This window comes from Nonomuraea sp. NPDC049625 (genome assembly GCF_040675285.1).
Taxonomy (GTDB): Bacteria; Actinomycetota; Actinomycetes; order Streptosporangiales; family Streptosporangiaceae; genus Nonomuraea; species Nonomuraea angiospora_A.
In genome coordinates, this window is record NZ_JBFAOQ010000005.1 from 591,188 (window position 1) to 605,781 (window position 14,594).

General features: G+C 72.6%; 19 protein-coding genes. 13 read left to right on the forward strand and 6 right to left on the reverse strand.

What is annotated here, in order from left to right:
* Window positions 1–4: 4 nt before the first annotated feature.
* Together AB0J87_RS25255 and AB0J87_RS25260 are read right to left on the reverse strand one after the other, a co-directional pair.
* Complete coding sequence (locus AB0J87_RS25255) at window positions 5–778, reverse strand: arylamine N-acetyltransferase (protein WP_363968824.1); 774 nt, start codon at window positions 776–778, stop codon at window positions 5–7.
* A gap of 36 nt (window positions 779–814) precedes the next feature.
* Window positions 815–1,750: a GNAT family N-acetyltransferase gene (locus AB0J87_RS25260; protein WP_363968826.1), complete on the reverse strand. Its 936-nt coding sequence runs from the start codon at window positions 1,748–1,750 to the stop codon at window positions 815–817.
* A 130-nt stretch (window positions 1,751–1,880) separates the two neighbouring features.
* Here AB0J87_RS25260 and AB0J87_RS25265 point away from each other — a divergent pair, with 130 nt between their 5' ends.
* A complete protein-coding gene (locus tag AB0J87_RS25265) occupies window positions 1,881–2,807 on the forward strand; it encodes a hypothetical protein (RefSeq protein WP_350734758.1) in 927 nt (308 codons plus the stop codon).
* Between the two features lie 68 nt (window positions 2,808–2,875).
* Entirely contained in the window at window positions 2,876–3,391 is a 516-nt protein-coding gene (locus AB0J87_RS25270) for a hypothetical protein (RefSeq protein WP_363968828.1), read from the forward strand.
* 60 nt (window positions 3,392–3,451) lie between these two features.
* On the opposite strand, the gene AB0J87_RS25275 is transcribed toward AB0J87_RS25270, so the two are convergent.
* The gene (locus tag AB0J87_RS25275; RefSeq protein ID WP_363968830.1) at window positions 3,452–4,246 is read right to left on the reverse strand and encodes a methyltransferase domain-containing protein; all 795 of its coding nucleotides are present in this window, start codon (window positions 4,244–4,246) and stop codon (window positions 3,452–3,454) included.
* Between the two features lie 146 nt (window positions 4,247–4,392).
* On the opposite strand from AB0J87_RS25275, the gene def reads away from it, so the two are divergent.
* The 5 genes from def to AB0J87_RS25300 all read left to right on the forward strand — a co-directional run bounded on the left by def (window position 4,393) and on the right by AB0J87_RS25300 (window position 7,834).
* Window positions 4,393–4,932, forward strand: coding sequence for a peptide deformylase (gene def / locus AB0J87_RS25280; protein ID WP_363968832.1), 540 nt, complete (start codon window positions 4,393–4,395; stop codon window positions 4,930–4,932).
* 7 nt (window positions 4,933–4,939) lie between these two features.
* Complete coding sequence (locus AB0J87_RS25285) at window positions 4,940–5,560, forward strand: XRE family transcriptional regulator (RefSeq protein ID WP_363968834.1); 621 nt, start codon at window positions 4,940–4,942, stop codon at window positions 5,558–5,560.
* Window positions 5,553–6,974, forward strand: coding sequence for a pyridoxal-dependent decarboxylase (locus tag AB0J87_RS25290; protein WP_363968836.1), 1,422 nt, complete (start codon window positions 5,553–5,555; stop codon window positions 6,972–6,974). Before AB0J87_RS25285 ends, AB0J87_RS25290 begins: the two co-directional genes overlap by 8 nt.
* 85 nt (window positions 6,975–7,059) lie before the next feature.
* A complete protein-coding gene (locus AB0J87_RS25295) occupies window positions 7,060–7,476 on the forward strand; it encodes a CBS domain-containing protein (RefSeq protein ID WP_350734769.1) in 417 nt (138 codons plus the stop codon).
* Between the two features lie 10 nt (window positions 7,477–7,486).
* The gene (locus tag AB0J87_RS25300) at window positions 7,487–7,834 is read left to right on the forward strand and encodes an MmcQ/YjbR family DNA-binding protein (protein ID WP_355199057.1); all 348 of its coding nucleotides are present in this window, start codon (window positions 7,487–7,489) and stop codon (window positions 7,832–7,834) included.
* Window positions 7,835–7,849: 15 nt separating this feature from the next.
* Here the strand turns inward: AB0J87_RS25300 and AB0J87_RS25305 are convergent, their stop codons facing one another.
* The 3 genes from AB0J87_RS25305 to AB0J87_RS25315 are packed head-to-tail and all read right to left on the reverse strand — an operon-like array spanning window position 7,850 to window position 9,906.
* The gene (locus AB0J87_RS25305; protein ID WP_363968838.1) at window positions 7,850–8,077 is read right to left on the reverse strand and encodes a 4-oxalocrotonate tautomerase family protein; all 228 of its coding nucleotides are present in this window, start codon (window positions 8,075–8,077) and stop codon (window positions 7,850–7,852) included.
* 33 nt (window positions 8,078–8,110) lie between these two features.
* Window positions 8,111–9,052, reverse strand: a complete 942-nt coding sequence (locus tag AB0J87_RS25310; RefSeq protein WP_363968840.1) for a phosphotransferase — start codon at window positions 9,050–9,052, stop codon at window positions 8,111–8,113.
* The gene (locus tag AB0J87_RS25315) at window positions 9,052–9,906 is read right to left on the reverse strand and encodes a hypothetical protein (RefSeq protein ID WP_363968842.1); all 855 of its coding nucleotides are present in this window, start codon (window positions 9,904–9,906) and stop codon (window positions 9,052–9,054) included. The genes AB0J87_RS25310 and AB0J87_RS25315 overlap by 1 nt, the downstream gene beginning before the upstream one ends.
* 88 nt (window positions 9,907–9,994) lie before the next feature.
* Here AB0J87_RS25315 and AB0J87_RS25320 point away from each other — a divergent pair, with 88 nt between their 5' ends.
* From AB0J87_RS25320 to AB0J87_RS25345, 6 genes are read left to right on the forward strand one after another with little or no spacing between them, the layout of a single operon-like run.
* Window positions 9,995–10,756 (forward strand): DeoR/GlpR family DNA-binding transcription regulator, encoded by a 762-nt coding sequence (locus AB0J87_RS25320; RefSeq protein WP_363968844.1) that lies wholly within the window; start codon window positions 9,995–9,997, stop codon window positions 10,754–10,756.
* The gene (pfkB, locus tag AB0J87_RS25325; RefSeq protein ID WP_363968846.1) at window positions 10,753–11,709 is read left to right on the forward strand and encodes a 1-phosphofructokinase; all 957 of its coding nucleotides are present in this window, start codon (window positions 10,753–10,755) and stop codon (window positions 11,707–11,709) included. Before AB0J87_RS25320 ends, pfkB begins: the two co-directional genes overlap by 4 nt.
* Before the next feature lie 32 nt (window positions 11,710–11,741).
* Entirely contained in the window at window positions 11,742–12,851 is a 1,110-nt protein-coding gene (locus tag AB0J87_RS25330) for a PTS mannitol transporter subunit IICB (protein ID WP_350734782.1), read from the forward strand.
* A 3-nt stretch (window positions 12,852–12,854) separates the two neighbouring features.
* A complete protein-coding gene (locus AB0J87_RS25335; RefSeq protein WP_225963163.1) occupies window positions 12,855–13,163 on the forward strand; it encodes a PTS lactose transporter subunit IIB in 309 nt (102 codons plus the stop codon).
* Entirely contained in the window at window positions 13,156–13,584 is a 429-nt protein-coding gene (locus AB0J87_RS25340; RefSeq protein ID WP_363968849.1) for a PTS sugar transporter subunit IIA, read from the forward strand. Before AB0J87_RS25335 ends, AB0J87_RS25340 begins: the two co-directional genes overlap by 8 nt.
* On the forward strand, window positions 13,581–14,585 hold the full coding sequence (locus AB0J87_RS25345; protein WP_350734785.1) for a zinc-dependent dehydrogenase: 1,005 nt from the start codon (window positions 13,581–13,583) through the stop codon (window positions 14,583–14,585). The genes AB0J87_RS25340 and AB0J87_RS25345 overlap by 4 nt, the downstream gene beginning before the upstream one ends.
* The last annotated feature ends 9 nt before the right edge of the window (window positions 14,586–14,594 follow it).

Sequence of the window (14,594 nt, forward strand, 5' to 3'; positions counted from 1 at the left end):
TGAGTCAGCCCGTGAGGTCGGCCTGGAGCACGGGCAGCAACTCGCGGGCGTCCTCCTCGGTGATCTCGATCCCGAGGCGCTCGCGCAGCCCCTCGGCCAGCTCCGCGGCCGTGCTCGCCGCCAGGTCCTCGGCGCGGACGCGGGCGTCGGCCGTGGTGCGCTGGGCCAGCACGTGGTGGACGAACGGCGAGCGGGGGCTGTTGGCGACGTAGAAGTTGGCCACCTCGAAGTCGCTCGGATAGTGCGGCTCGTCCGGGCGGAATGCGTACAGCTCGGCCGGGCCCGCGTGCAGCACCCGGAAGTCGCCGTCCCGGCCCAGCCGCCACTCCCACGGGCCGGACCGCGCCGTCGCCCCGTCCTCGAAGGCGATCGGCACCACCAGCCCCTCACCGCCGAAGCCCACGTCGGCCAGCCACGTGCGGCCGTCCGCCTCGACGGTGAGCGTGGCGTGCGAGCGCGGCAGGTGGCGGCGGCCCAGCCGGATCCTGGCCAGGTGCCGGGTCAGGACGAAGCCGAGGCGTTCGAGCGCGGCGGCGAACAGCAGGTTCTGCTCGTGGCAGTAGCCGCCGCGCCCGCCCGTGACGAGCTTGTCCTGGAGGCTGCCCACGTCGAGGGCGATGCCCCGGCCGAGGACGACGTCGAGGTTCTCGAAGGGGATGGAGCGCACGTGCGCGAGGTGCAGCGCGCGCAGCGTCTCATATGTCGGCGTGAGCGGGCCGCCGTGTCCGATCCTGGCCAGGTACGCCTCAAGATCGAGCTTGTCGATGTCCCATGTCATGAGATCGACGATCTCGTACGCGACGGCCCGCCCGCATCACGCGTTCACGGGATTCGCCGACAGGACGAGCCTGATGGCGAAGTTGTGATAGCCGGCGCGTTCGAACGCCCTGGCCATCGGCATGTTGCCGGAGTCCGTGTCCGCCAGGATCCGCTGGACCCCGCGCTCGGCGTGGACGCGGGTGATCTCGCCGAGCAGGTCGTCCACGTACCCGTGGCCCCGGTGCTCGGGCACCACGCCGAGGTAGCCGACCACGGGCCCGCCGTCGTTGGCCGAGGGCAGGGCGACCCCGACGAGGTCCCCGCTCTTGTCGTACGCCAGCCGCCACCACGACCGGTCGCCCCGCATGGACCGGTTGTCGCGGACGTCCTCGCGCGCCTGCTCCAGGGGGTCCATGGTGCCCAGGGCCTGCCGGGTGTGGAAGTCGAGCGTACCGACGGCCACCCGGCGGAACGCCTCCACGAACACCTCGTCGTCGTCATCCCCACGAAAGACGAGCCGGTCGGACGGCTCGGGGACGGGCCCGTCCGTCCATTCGTACCGGAGCCGTTCCAGCTCCTCGGTCAGCCCGGCGCGACCGGCCGCCTCCCAGCGCCAGGCGATGGCCGCCGATGCCTTCGGGTGGTCGCGCCAGCCGCGAGTGACGAACACGTGGTACTCGATCGCCCGCCCGTACGCGTCGTGGGCGCGGCGCAGCAGCTCCGCGGCCAGCCCCACGCGATCGTCCACCGACGGATGGACGTACACGCAGTCGAGCGCGAGGGGCCTGTCGCCGTCGGGGAAGCTCCACCAGACGGCGCGGGCCAGGATCTCACCGTCGTCGGCGACGGCGAGCCAGATGCGGTCGTATCGGTAGTTGCCGCTCTCCAGGAACGAGAGCAGGCGTTCGGGATGCGCCCAGCTGATGGACTCGTCGACGACGCAGCCGAGCAGGCGGTCTAGATCGTCCTCGACCGCGGGACGGAAAAGCACAATTCCTCCGAGAAGTAGAAGCGGGCACAGTGAGTGCCCGAAGTAGTGCCGAACATCTCAGCCCCTCCTTTCTTCCGACTTTTCGGCGTCACGGGGCACTGTAGCGGAAATATCGCGACAGGATGGGCTCGTGAGGTCCTACGACGACACCCTGCCCCTGCAGCCCCCGATCCGGCTGCCCGAGGAGGCCACGCTCGCGGCGGCCGTCCGTGCCGCTCCCCTGGCCGAGGAGCTGAAGCCGGAGGGCTCCGACGCGGAGGTCCTGACCTTCTGGGCGGGCCACTGCCGCGAACGGCTGGCCGCCGACCAGGGGCTGCTGCTGGAGCTCATCAGGATGTTCCTGTCGCGCGAGCCGCATCCGGGCGCCGTGCCCGAGGTGCTGACCGGGCTTGGCCTGGTACGCCAGGCGGAGCCGTACACGCTGAGCTGGCTCGGCCTGTGGGCGGCGCGGCTGATCATCGCGGAGACCACCGGGCAGGAGGTGCCGGTCATCGGGTCGCTCGCGGACGCCGACGCCACCAAGCTGCTGCACGGCCTTCGCTCCTACCCGGAGACGGAACGCGGCGAGGAGCTGGCCGGGTGGCTCAAGGGCCGGGACCCGGACGCGGCGGTGGCCGAGATCGCCTCGGCGCTGGCCCCGGTGAGCCCGCTCAGCCGGGCGGTCGGCGTGGAGCTGCTGTCGTCGGACTTCGGCGAGGAGGGGAAGCGGGCGCTGGCCGGGCTGCTGGAGGAGCCCGGGCTCGGGGCGGTGATCGCCACCAGGACGGAGCGTGACGACCGCCCGGCCGCCCCGGAGGAGATCGCCTGGGTGTTCGTGGACATGGCGGCGGCGCTGCTGGAGTTCGGGGGCGAGGCGGGCGAGGTGATCGAGTCGATCGCCATGGGGATGGACGCGGAGGAGCAGGCGGGGACGATCGCGATCCTGGCGTTCGGGGACCATCCGTGGACGGGGCAGGTGCTGCGGGTGCTCATCGACCACCACCCCGACGAGCGCGTCGCCGCCGCGGCCCGCAAGGCCCTGCGCCGGCTGCACGGGCTCGCGGACCTGCGCGGCTGACGGTCCGGGGGTGGCCCGGGGTGCGCCGGGTGCCCGGGACGGCGGCGGGCGGCGGTAGAGTCGGCCCGGTGACGACGCATGCGATCTCCCCGCAGACCGGCATCCTGGGTGACGCGTTCGCCTGTGAGTGCGGCGCCGTGCTCGCCGGGCGGATGACGGCCGAGCTGCACGCCGCCGAGAACGGCCTGTGCTCGGTCTGCCTCGGATCCGGCCAGGAGGAGATGGCGCCCGGGCTGACGCACGGCTGCACGGCGTGCGCGGCCACCGGGGGCCGCAAGGAGCAGGTCATCTGGCAGCTCGCCTACGCCGAGGCCGAGCACCTCATCACGATCGCCGTCGTACGCGGGATCGTGGCGAACTTCGACGGCCCGTTCCACCTGTCGGAGGCCGCCGACGCGGTGCGGACCGGGATGGGGCTGCCCGCCGGACGGCTGCCGGTCGGCCCGCGGGTACGCGACCTGCTGCTGGAGATGCAGGCCGCGGGCGAGATCACCATGCTGTCGGCGCCGGACGAGATGATCGGCTCGGACATGGTCCTCTACCGCGACCCCCAGTGGCAGCGGGCCCACACCCTGGGCCTGTGACCCACCCGGCGCGTGCCGGGGACGCGCGCCCGTTGACGCGCGCCGTGGCGGCGGGCGTCGTCAGGCACGGCAGATGATCTCGCCGTGGACGATGGAGATCCAGCCGTCCTCGGCCTCCGCCCACTTCAGCCACCCCCGCGAGATCCGCCGCAGGTCGGCCTCCGTGGCCGCGCCGGTCGACAGGGCCTGCTCGGCCATGGCGGAGCCCAGGATGCGGTCCGCCCACATCCCGCCCCACCAGGCCCGGTCCTCCGGCGTGGCGAAGCACCACGTCGAGGAGGTGGCGGTGACGTCGGTGAAGCCCGCCGCCCTGGCCCACGACAGCAGCCGCCGACCCGCGTCCGGCTCGCCGCCGTTCGCCCGCGCGAGCCTCTGGTACAGCGCCATCCACTCGTCCAGCTCCGGCAGCAGCGGATACCAGGCGAACGCCGCGTAGTCGCTGTCGCGCGCCGCCACGTACCCGGTCGGCTTGGTCACCCGGCCCATCTCCCGCAGCGCCCGCACCGGGTCGCCGACGTGCTGCAGCACCTGGTGCGCGTGGACCACGCAGAACGTGTCGTCGGGGAAGTCGAGGGCGTGCGCGTCCGCGACGGCGAAGTCGACGTTGTCCAGCCCCCTGGCGGTGATCTCGGCCCTGGACAGCTCGAGCGCCTCCTCGGTCACCTCCGACGCCGTCAGGTGGCCGACCAGGCCCGCCAGGTCGGCGGCGATCGTGCCGGGGCCGCTGCCCACGTCCAGCACCTTCATGTGCGGCTTGAGGTGGGGCAGCAGGTACGCGGCCGAGTTCTCGGCGGTGCGCCAGCGGTGCGAGCGCAGCACGGACTCATGGTGGCCATGCGTGTACACGGCGTTCATCGGCAAACTCCTTCGTCTCCGCTCCGACGCCGATCACTCTAGCGTTGGTCTCATCATCCAAGAAGAAACGTCTTGAATATCGAGACGGCGAAGAGACCGTAAACTTTGTTGCGAAACGTTCGCAAATTCGGAGAGAGGCGTTGGTCGTGGGAGAGGTCCGGCCGATCGTGCACGTCGGAGACCCGGTGCTGCATCACCCGTGCGAGCCGGTCACCCGGTTCGACGACGCGCTGGCGGCGCTGGTGGAGGACATGTTCGCGAGCATGTACGCGGCGGAGGGCGTGGGCCTGGCCGCCAACCAGATCGGCGTGGCCCTGCGCGTGTTCATCTACGACTGCCCGGACGCGGACGGGGAGCACCACAAGGGCGTCGTCGTCAACCCCACCCTGGAGCTCCCCGGGGTGGGCGAGCGCCATCTCGACGCGGACGACGAGGGCTGCCTGTCGGTGCCCGGCCAGTACGCGCCACTCCCCCGCCCCGACCACGCCACCGTGCACGGGTTCGACGCCGCCGGGGAGCCCGTCACGGTCGAGGGGACGGGGCTGCTGGCCCGCTGTCTCCAGCACGAGACCGACCATCTCGACGGCTACCTGTACATCGACCGCCTTCCCGCCAAACGCCGCAAGCGGGTGCTGGCCGCCTACGAGGAGGCCCGTTCCACTATCGCGGACAAAGCACCGCTATAGTGGAGGAATGGAAGGCGAAGGGGTCCTGTCGAGCGGCCTGTCGATGGCCGAGCTCGGGCTGCGGATCCGCACGGAGCGGCGGGCGCGCGGGCTGACCGTCGAGCGGCTGGCCACGCTGAGCGGCATCAGCCGGAGCATGGTCTCGGAGGTCGAGCGGGGCGCCAAGACCCCGACGGTGCTGGTGCTCGACCGGCTGGCCACGGCGCTCGGCACGTCGATCGGCCGGCTGCTCGACGAGCCGGCGCACTCGGCGATGCGCGTGCTGCGCCACGCCGGGCAGCGGGTCCTGCGCGACCCGTCCGGCTGGGAGCGCCGCGTGTTGTCGCCGGTGCTCGGGGACGTGGAGTTCGAGTTCATGCGGACGACCCTCGGGCCCGGCGTGGACGCGGGCGAGTTCGCGCCGCACGCGCCGGGGTCGCGGGAGTACCTCGCGGTCGAGCGCGGCAGCCTGCGGCTGACGATCAACGGCAGGCCGTACGAGCTGGCGACCGGCGACTCGGCCTACTACCCCGGCGACTGCCGCCACGCCTTCGCCAACGACGGCGCCGACGACTGCGTCTACTACCTCGCCATGGAGCTGGGCGGCGCCGGACAGCACGACCCCTGGAAGGAGCCCTCCGATGGCTGATCTCCACCCGACCGACGTGGCCGCGGCGGCGGCGATCGCCGCCGAGCACCTGGCGGGCCTCGGCGAGCGGCCCGTGTGGCGGCCCGTGCCGGAGGCCGAGCGGGCCTGGCTGAGCGGTCAGGAGCTGCCCGAACGCGGGCGGCCCCTCGGCGAGCTGCTCGAGGACGCCCGTACGCATGTGCTGCCGTACCCCATGGGCAACGGCCACCCCCGCTTCTTCGGCTGGGTGAACTCCCCGCCCAACCCCGCGGGCGTGCTCGTCGAGCCGCTGGCCGCCGCCTTCAACCCGAGCTGCGCCGGCGGCGACCACGCGGGCCCGCACCTGGAGCGCGCGGTGGTGCGGTGGCTGGCCGAGCTGGTCGGCTTCCCGCACCCGCCGGGTGGCGGCTTGCTGACCAGCGGCGCCTCCATGGCCACCGTGATCTGCCTGGCCACCGCCCGCCAGCGGGCCGCGCTCGCCGACGGCTGGGACGCCCGCGAGGAGGGCCTGTCCGGGCGGCCGCCCATGGTCATGTACGTCACCGAGGAGGGCCACAGCTGCCTGCACAAGGCCGCCCAGCTCCTCGGCCTCGGATCGCGGCAGGTCCGCGTGGTCCCGGTGGACGGCGCGTACCGGATGGACGTGGGCGCGCTCCGCACCATGGTCGAGGAGGACCTGCGGGCGGGCCTGCGGCCGTTCTGCGCGGCGGGCAGCGCGGGCACCGTCAACTCCGGCGCGGTCGACCCGCTCGACGAGATCGCCGACGTGGCCGCCGAGCACGGGCTCTGGTTCCACGTGGACGGCGCGTACGGCGCGCTCGGCGTCCTGGCCGACGGCGCCGCGCCGCATTACGCGGGCCTGGAGCGGGCCGACTCGCTGGCCCTCGACCCGCACAAGTGGCTCGGCGTCCCGGTGGGCTGCGGCTGCGCCCTGCTGCGCGACCCGGGGGCGGCGCGGGCCGCGTTCAGCCTGGTGCCGTCGTACCTGATCGACGACAACGCGGGCGATCTGGGGTGGTTCTCCGAGTACGGGCCCGAGCAGACCCGCCCGTTCCGCGCGCTGAAGACCTGGGCCACGCTGTCGCACCTGGGCCGCTCCGGCGTCGAGCGCCTGGTGAACCACACGACCGGGCTGGCCCGCACGCTCGCCGCCATGGTCGAGGAGGCCGCCGACTTCGAGCTGCTGGCGCCGGTCACCACCTCGATCACCGCCTTCCGTTACCGGCCCGGCCCGGACAGGTCGGACGCTGATGACCTGGATGCCCTCAACCGGGCGATCCCGGGCGCGGTTCAGGCGCGCGGGAACGCGTTCATCACCGGCACCCGGCTGGGCGGCCGCGACGCGCTGCGCGCCTGCTTCCTGCACCCGGACACCACCGAGCGGGACCTGACCGTCCTGCTGGAGGAGATCCGCCTGGCGGCCAAGACGTTCTAGCCGAACGCAGAGACCCGGCAAAGGCCGGTGAGCCGCGCATCCGCCGGGGTAGGGGGTCGGGGACCGATCAGGCAGGAGGATCCCCATGGCCGACACCGTGGCAGAGGTGATGACGTCCCACCCGGCGGCGGTCGAGGCCGACCAGCCGGTGTCCGTCGCGGCCGCGCTGATGCGCGACCACGACACCGGCGCCGTGATCGTCAACGAGAACGGCCGGATCCAGGGCATCATCACCGACCGCGACATCGCCGTGCGCGTCGTCGCGGCCGAGAAGTCCTCCCAGACGCCGGTACGCGAGGCGTGCAGCCCGTACGTCGAGGCCATCGACCCCGACACCACCATCGACCAGGCGGTGCGGATCATGCGCTCGCACGCCGTCCGCCGCCTGCCGGTGCTGGAGGACGGCCGCGCGGTCGGCATCGTCAGCCTCGGCGACCTGGCCCTGGAGCGCGACCCGCACTCCGCGCTCGCCGACATTTCGGCCGCGGAGGGCAACCAGTAACGTTTGCCCCGTGTTCACAGTCGACGATGTACGGCAGTTCGCCCGCACGCTCCCCCGCTCGTCGGAGCACCTCATCCGGGACCGGGTCAAGTTCCGCGTAGGCAAGATCGTCTACGTGGCGTTCTCGCGCGACGAGACGCTGATGGGCTTCGGGTTCCCGAAGGAGGAGCGCGCCGCGCTGGTGGCGGCCGAGCCGGACAAGTTCCTCATGCCCGGAGAGTCCGACCTGCGCTTCAACTGGGTGGTGGCGCGCATGGACGCCCTCGACCCGGCCGAGATGCGGGAGCTGGTCCTGGAGGCGTGGCGGATGTGCGTACCGAAGAAGGTGCGCCTGGAACAGCAGGCCCAGGCCCTGTGACGCGCCCGCGGCAGCTCAACGGGGTCGCAGGCCCGCGGCCATCGCCCTCACCTCTGCGGTCGTCATCGGCTTCCCGCCGACGCCCCAGTCGCCGCTCTTGACCTCCTCCACGATGACCAGGGTCAGCGGGCGCATGTTCTCGCCCTCGATGGCGACCATCACGTCGGTCAGCTTCTCCACCATCTCGGCCTTCTGAGCGGCACTGAAAACGCCCTCGATGACCTTCACGTTGATGAGCGGCATGGCTTCCCTCCTCCAGCGGACCTGCCCCCGCGCCTAAGGGGCAAACCCGGCCAGCCGCCGTCGCAGCCAGTGCAGCGACGCCTTGCCCAGCGCGGTGGCCATGTCGATCAGGTGGCGATCGGCGCCCGGCCCGGCGCCGGCCGCCAGCCGCAGCAGGAAGCCGGCGTGCGTGGCGAGGAAGGCGTCGATCGCCTCCGGGGGAAGGTCGCGGGTCAGCGGATGCCGCTGGGCGAACGGCTGCGGGTCCACCCCGCTCAGCGAGGCGCTCGACAGCAGGGTGAGCACGTCGCAGTGCGCGGCCCCGGCCCACGCGTGGGGCCAGTCGACGACGAGGACGCGGTCCGGGGTGAGCATGATGTTGAACGGATAGAGATCTCCGTGCAGGAGCGTCTCACCCGCCAGGTACGGCGCGGCCGCCTCCTCCAGCGCGACCAGTTCGTCCAGATGATCGCCGGCCCACCGCGACGGCATGGCGCCGCCCTCGTCCGCCAGCGCGCGCCACCCGCCGAGCCGTGGCCGGGCGAGCACGGCCGGGTCGATCGGCGACGGGGTCAGCACCCGCGCCAGCCCGGTCGCGGCGGCGAGCACCCGGTCGAGCTCGTCGCGTACCCACGGCTGGGCCGGCAGCCGTCCCTCGACGTCCTCGAACACCAGGGCCACCCACGTGCCGTCGTCATGGGCGTGGAGCAGCCGGGGTGCCGGCACCCCGGCGGGGAGCCGCCGGGAGACCTCGATCTCCCGGCGGTGGAACTGCGCCACCCCCGGCGCCACGAGCGAGCTCGCCGCCTTGACGAACGCCCGCCCGCCGTCGGCGAGGCGCAGCCGGGCGGCCACGCCTTCGGAGAAGCCGCCCGGCTGGCCGGCCGCGCCGGCCACCTTGCTTCCGAGCAGCTTCTCGATCGCCGTCCGCACCTCGGCGGGCACCTCGGCCCAGGTGATGCGCCGGCCGCCGGTGGCGTGCGGCATGCCCGTCATCAGGAAAGGCCGCGATACAGGTCGCCCGTCAGCTTGGTGACGCGGGTAACCGAGGAGGCCCACGTGCCGCCCGCCGGGTGCGCCGTCAGCACCGCCATGACGTACCGCTCGTTCTTGCCCACCAGTCCCGTCGTGTGCAGCACCGGACGGCCGTAGTCGGGCACGCCCGAGCCGGTGGCGCGCTGGGCGATCCACGAGATGGGCGCCCCGACCGCCCGGGCGCCGGAGCACCGCGTGGGCGGCGTGTCGCCGAACCCCGACCAGCCCTGCTTGACCGCCCACGGCCGGGGCACCGCGCCGGGGATGCCGAACGTCTGGTCGAAGCCGTCGGTCCCGCACGGCGTGGACTGCCGCAGGTGCCCCAGGATCATGTCGCGGACCCTGGGCTCGGCCCTGTCGAGCAGGTAGCGGTACGTGCGCACGATGTCGTACGCGCTCAGCGAGGTGTAGCCCCAGAAGCCGGGCTTGGAGGCGGGCGGCGGCGCGGTGTCGGACAGGCCGAGCTTGCGCGCCATCCGCACGATGATCTGCCCCTTTCCGGCGCGGTCCCAGAACGCCGAGGCCGCGTCGTCGTCGCTGGAGCGCAGCATGATCTTCAGCAGCCGCGCGTCGGCGGCCGGCACGCTCTTGCGCCGCTCCAGGTAGTCGATCGCGATGAGGATCTTGACGACCGAGGCCGAGCGGAACTTCCGGTGCGCGTTACGCGTGGCCACGAACTTGCCCGCCTGCCGGTCGAACACCAGCCACGACGCCGTGGTGCCCGCGGGCACCCGCGGGGCCGCCTGGGCGGGCGTGGCGAGCCCGACGACAAGGGGGACGGCCGCCATCGCGGCGGCCAGGGGCTTGCTTCGCATTCGCCTATACCTACCAAGCCTTGACCCGGCCAACAAAGCGGGTATAAACAAAGATGAAACCAACCCGAAACGGCGGTGAACCAACATCATGTACGCCGAGGAGCGGCACCAGGAGATCCTGCGGAGGGCGCGCGCCGCGGGCCGCGTCGACGTGGTGACGCTGGCCGCCGAGCTCGACGTGACCACCGAGACGATCCGCCGCGACCTGACGTCGCTGGAGCGGGCGGGCGTGCTGCGCCGGGTGCACGGGGGCGCGATCCCCGTCGAGCGCCTCGGGTTCGAGCCCGCGCTGGCCGCCCGCGACGAGGTGATGACGGCCGAGAAGGAGCGCATCGCCAAGGCGGCGCTGGCCGAGCTGCCCGAGGACGGTTCCGTGATCATCGACGCGGGCACCACGACGGGCCGGCTGGTCAAGGTGCTGCCCGCCGACCGCGAGCTCACCGTCGTGGTGAACTCGCCGCCGCTGGCCACCGCCCTGGCCGCCCGCCCCAACCTGCACGTGATCATGCTGGGCGGCCGGGTGCGCGGCAAGACGCTCGCCACGGTCGACGACTGGGCGCTGCGCCCGCTGGCCGACCTCAACGTGGACGTGGCCTTCATGGCGGCCAACGGCTGCTCGCTCGCCCGGGGCCTGACCACGCCCGACCCGGCCGAGGCGGCGATCAAGCGGGCCATGGTCAAGGCCGCCCAGCGCAGCGTCCTGCTGGCCGACCACACGAAGTTCACGAACACGTACCTGGCCAGGTTCGCCGGCCTGGACGAGATCGACGTGCTCATCACCGACACCGGGCTGGACATCGCGCTCGCCGCCGATCTGGCGGCGGCGGGGCCGGAGGTGATCCGGGCATGATCCTCACCCTAACCCTGAACCCCAGCCTCGACCGCACCATCGAGATCGCCGCGCTCGACCGGGGCGCCGTCATCCGGGCCGCCGCCGCGCACCTCGACCCGGGCGGCAAGGGCGTCAACGTCTCACGTGCCCTGCTGGCCAACGCCGTGGCGAGCCGGGCGGTGGTGCCGTTCGGCGGCGACGAGGGCAGGCAGCTCGTACGGCTCCTCGCGGCCGAGGGGCTCGACATGGTCACCGTCCCGGTGGCCGGCCCGACCAGGTCCAACGTCACCCTGGCCGAGCCCGACGGCACCATCACCAAGATCAACGAGCCCGGCACGGCGCTGTCGGCCGAGGAGCTGGACACGATCGCCGACGCCGTGCTCGACGCCGCCCACGAGGCCGACTGGGTGGTCGCCTCGGGCAGCCTGCCGCCCGAGGTCCCGGCCGACGTCTACGCCCGGCTGTGCCGCAGGTTCGCCGGGGCGGGCATCCACGTGGCCGTCGACACCAGCGGCCCGGCGCTCGCGTGCGCGCTCGGCGCCGCGCCCGCGCTGGTCAAGCCGAACCTCGAGGAGCTGTCCGCCGCCACCGGCATGCTCATCCGCCACCTGGGCGACGTGGTCGAGGCGGCCGGCAAGCTGCGGGCCGCGGGCGCGCGTACCGTGCTGGCCAGCCTGGGCGCCGACGGCGCGGTGCTCGTCGAGGAGCAGGGCATCTGGTACGGCGAGGCCGCCGTCACCGAGCCGCGCAGCTCCGTCGGCGCCGGGGACGCCATGCTGGCCGGTTTCCTGGCCGGCGGCGGGCGCGGCCCCGACGCGCTGGCACGGGCGCTGGCCTGGGGCGCCGCGGCGGTCCGCCTGCCCGGCAGCCGCATGCCCGGCCCCGCCGACATCGACCCCGTCGTCGTCGCCGTCCACCCGCCCGACCCGTCCCGCCCCCTCACCTCCCCCCTTGTCCCGCACAGCGGCTGATCAACTGCTCATCCCCCCGAAGGAGCAAGTCCATGGCCGACAGTTACACTCCCCCGGTCACCGGAACCGGTGTCAAGGCCACCATCCAGCGCATCGGCGGCCACCTGGCCGGCATGATCATGCCGAACATCGGCGCGTTCATCGCCTGGGGCCTGATCACCGCGCTGTTCATCCCGACCGGCTGGCTGCCCAACGAGACGCTCGCGAAGATGGTCGGCCCGATCATCTCGACCCTGCTGCCGATCCTCATCGCCTACACCGGTGGCCGGATGGTGCACGGGCAGCGCGGCGCGGTCGTGGGCGCGGTGGCGGTGATGGGCGTCGTGGTGGGCACGGACTCTCCGATGTTCCTCGGCGCCATGATCATCGGCCCGCTCACCGCCTTGATCCTGAAATATGTGGACAAGTTCACGGAGCAGCGGACCAAGGCCGGCTTCGAGATGCTCGTGGACAACTTCTCCGCCGGCATCGTGGGCGGCGCGATGGCCGTGGTCGGGATGTTCGGCATCGGCCCGATCGTCCAGACGGTCACCACCGCCGCCGGCAACGCGGTGAGCTGGCTCATCGGCCACAACCTGCTCCCCGTCGCCTCCGTGCTGATCGAGCCGGCCAAGGTCCTGTTCCTGAACAACGCCATCAACCACGGCGTGCTCGGCCCGCTCGGCGTCGCCCAGGCGGCGGAGACGGGCAAGTCGATCCTGTTCATGCTGGAGTCGAACCCGGGACCCGGCCTCGGGCTGCTGCTGGCGTACCTGCTGTTCGGCCCGCGCGAGCTGCGCCCGAGCACGCCCGCCGCCATGATCATCCACTTCTTCGGCGGCATCCACGAGATCTACTTCCCGTACGTGCTCATGAAGCCCCGCCTCATCCTCGCGGTCATCGCGGGCGGCGCGGCCGGCGTGTTCACGTTCATGGTCACCGGGGCGGGCCTGGTCGCCACGCCGTCGCCGGGCAGCATCTTCGCCTACATCGCGGTCACGCCGAAGGGCGGTTGGCTCGGCTCCAGCCTGGGGATCCTCGTGGCCACGGGCGTGTCGTTCGCCGTCGCCGCGATCCTGCTCGGCTTCGGCCGGGGCGAGAAGAAGGACGAGTCCGCGGACTCGCAGGAAACCGTCACCGAACCCGCCACCAAGGAGGCGTGAGCCATGGCCGGCATCGACAGCAAGGACATCCACAAGATCATCGTGGCCTGCGACGCGGGCATGGGCAGCAGCGTGATGCTCGCCTCCACGCTGCGCAAGCAGCTCAAGGACACCGGCGTCAGCGTCGAGCACACGCCCGTCAACTCCATCCCCGACGACGCCGACGTGGTCCTGTGCCACGCCGGGCTGGCCGCCCGCGCCAGGGCCGCCGCCCCCGGGAAGGTCCTGGTCTCGTTCCAGATCTTCCTCGGCGACCCGGCGGTGACCCGGCTGGTCAACACCATCAAGAACGGCGGCACGGTCGATGCGTGACGGCCTGCTCGACCCGCGGGCCGTGCTGCTGAGCGAGAGCGCCCCCGACCGCGCCGCGGCCATCCGCCGGTGCGGGCGGGCGCTGGTCGAGGTGGGGGCGGTCGCGGAGCCGTACATCGAGGCGATGCTCGAACGGGAGCGGACGATCTCCACGTACGTCGGCGAGGGCGTGGCCATCCCCCACGGGACCAACGCCTCCAAGGAGGACGTCCGGCGCGACGCCATCTGCGTGGTGCGCTTCCCTGGGGGCATCGACTGGGACGGCGAGCAGGTCACGCTCTGCGTCGGCATCGCGGCCAAGGACGACGGGCACGTGCCGCTGCTGGCGGCGCTGGCCGAGATCCTGCTCGACCCCGACCGCGCCAGGACGCTGCGCGAGGCCACCGAAGTCTCACAAGTGATGAAGGAGCTCACAGCGTGAAAGTCGCCAGATTCCATGCTCCCGGCGACATCCGGATCGAGGACGCGCCGGAGCCCGTCGCCGGGCCCGGCGAGCTGAAGATCCGCGTACGGAACTGCTCGACGTGCGGCACGGACGCCAAGATCCTCAAGTTCGGGCACCACCACATCAGGCCGCCGCGCGTGATGGGCCACGAGATCGCCGGCGAGGTCGTGGACACGGGCGAGCGGGTGCAGGTGATCGCCGCGATCCCGTGCGGCGCCTGCCCGGAGTGCCTGCGCGGCCGCCTGACCGTCTGCCCGAACCAGGAGTCGATGGGCTACCACTACGACGGCGGCTTCGCCGAGTACATGGTGATCCCGGCCAAGGTGCTGGCCGTGAACGGCGTCAACGCCATCCCGCCGGGCGTCGGCTTCGCCGAGGCGTCGGTGGCCGAGCCCCTCGCCTGCGTGCTCAACGGGCAGTCGCTGGCGCGCGTGGGGGCGGGTGACGACGTGGTGGTGATGGGCGCGGGCCCGATCGGCTGCCTGCACGTACGCCTCGCGCGGGCGCGCGGCGCCGCCCGCGTCTTCCTCGTGGACGTCAACCCGCAGCGCCTGGCGATGGCCGCCGAGCTGGTACGCCCGGACGCGGCGATCGACGCCGACCCGGTCGAGCAGGTGTTCAAGCTGACCGGCGGGCGCGGCGCCGACGTGGTGATCACGGCGGCGGCCTCGGGTGCGGCGCAGGAGCAGGCGGTACGGATGGCGGCCCGGCAGGGGCGCATCAGCTTCTTCGGCGGCCTGCCCAAGGACGACCCGCTCGTCACCCTGGACTCCAACCTCGTTCACTACCGCGAGCTGACCATCGTCGGCGCGAACGGCTCCAGCCCGGCCCACAACGCCGAGGCGCTGCGGCTCGTAGCCTCGGGGGACGTGGTGGTGTCCGACCTCATCACCCACCGGCTGCCGCTGCCCCGGGTGCTCGACGGGATCGACCTCGTCAGCAGGGGCGCGGCCATCAAGGTCACTATTGAGCCCTAGGAGGTTCGG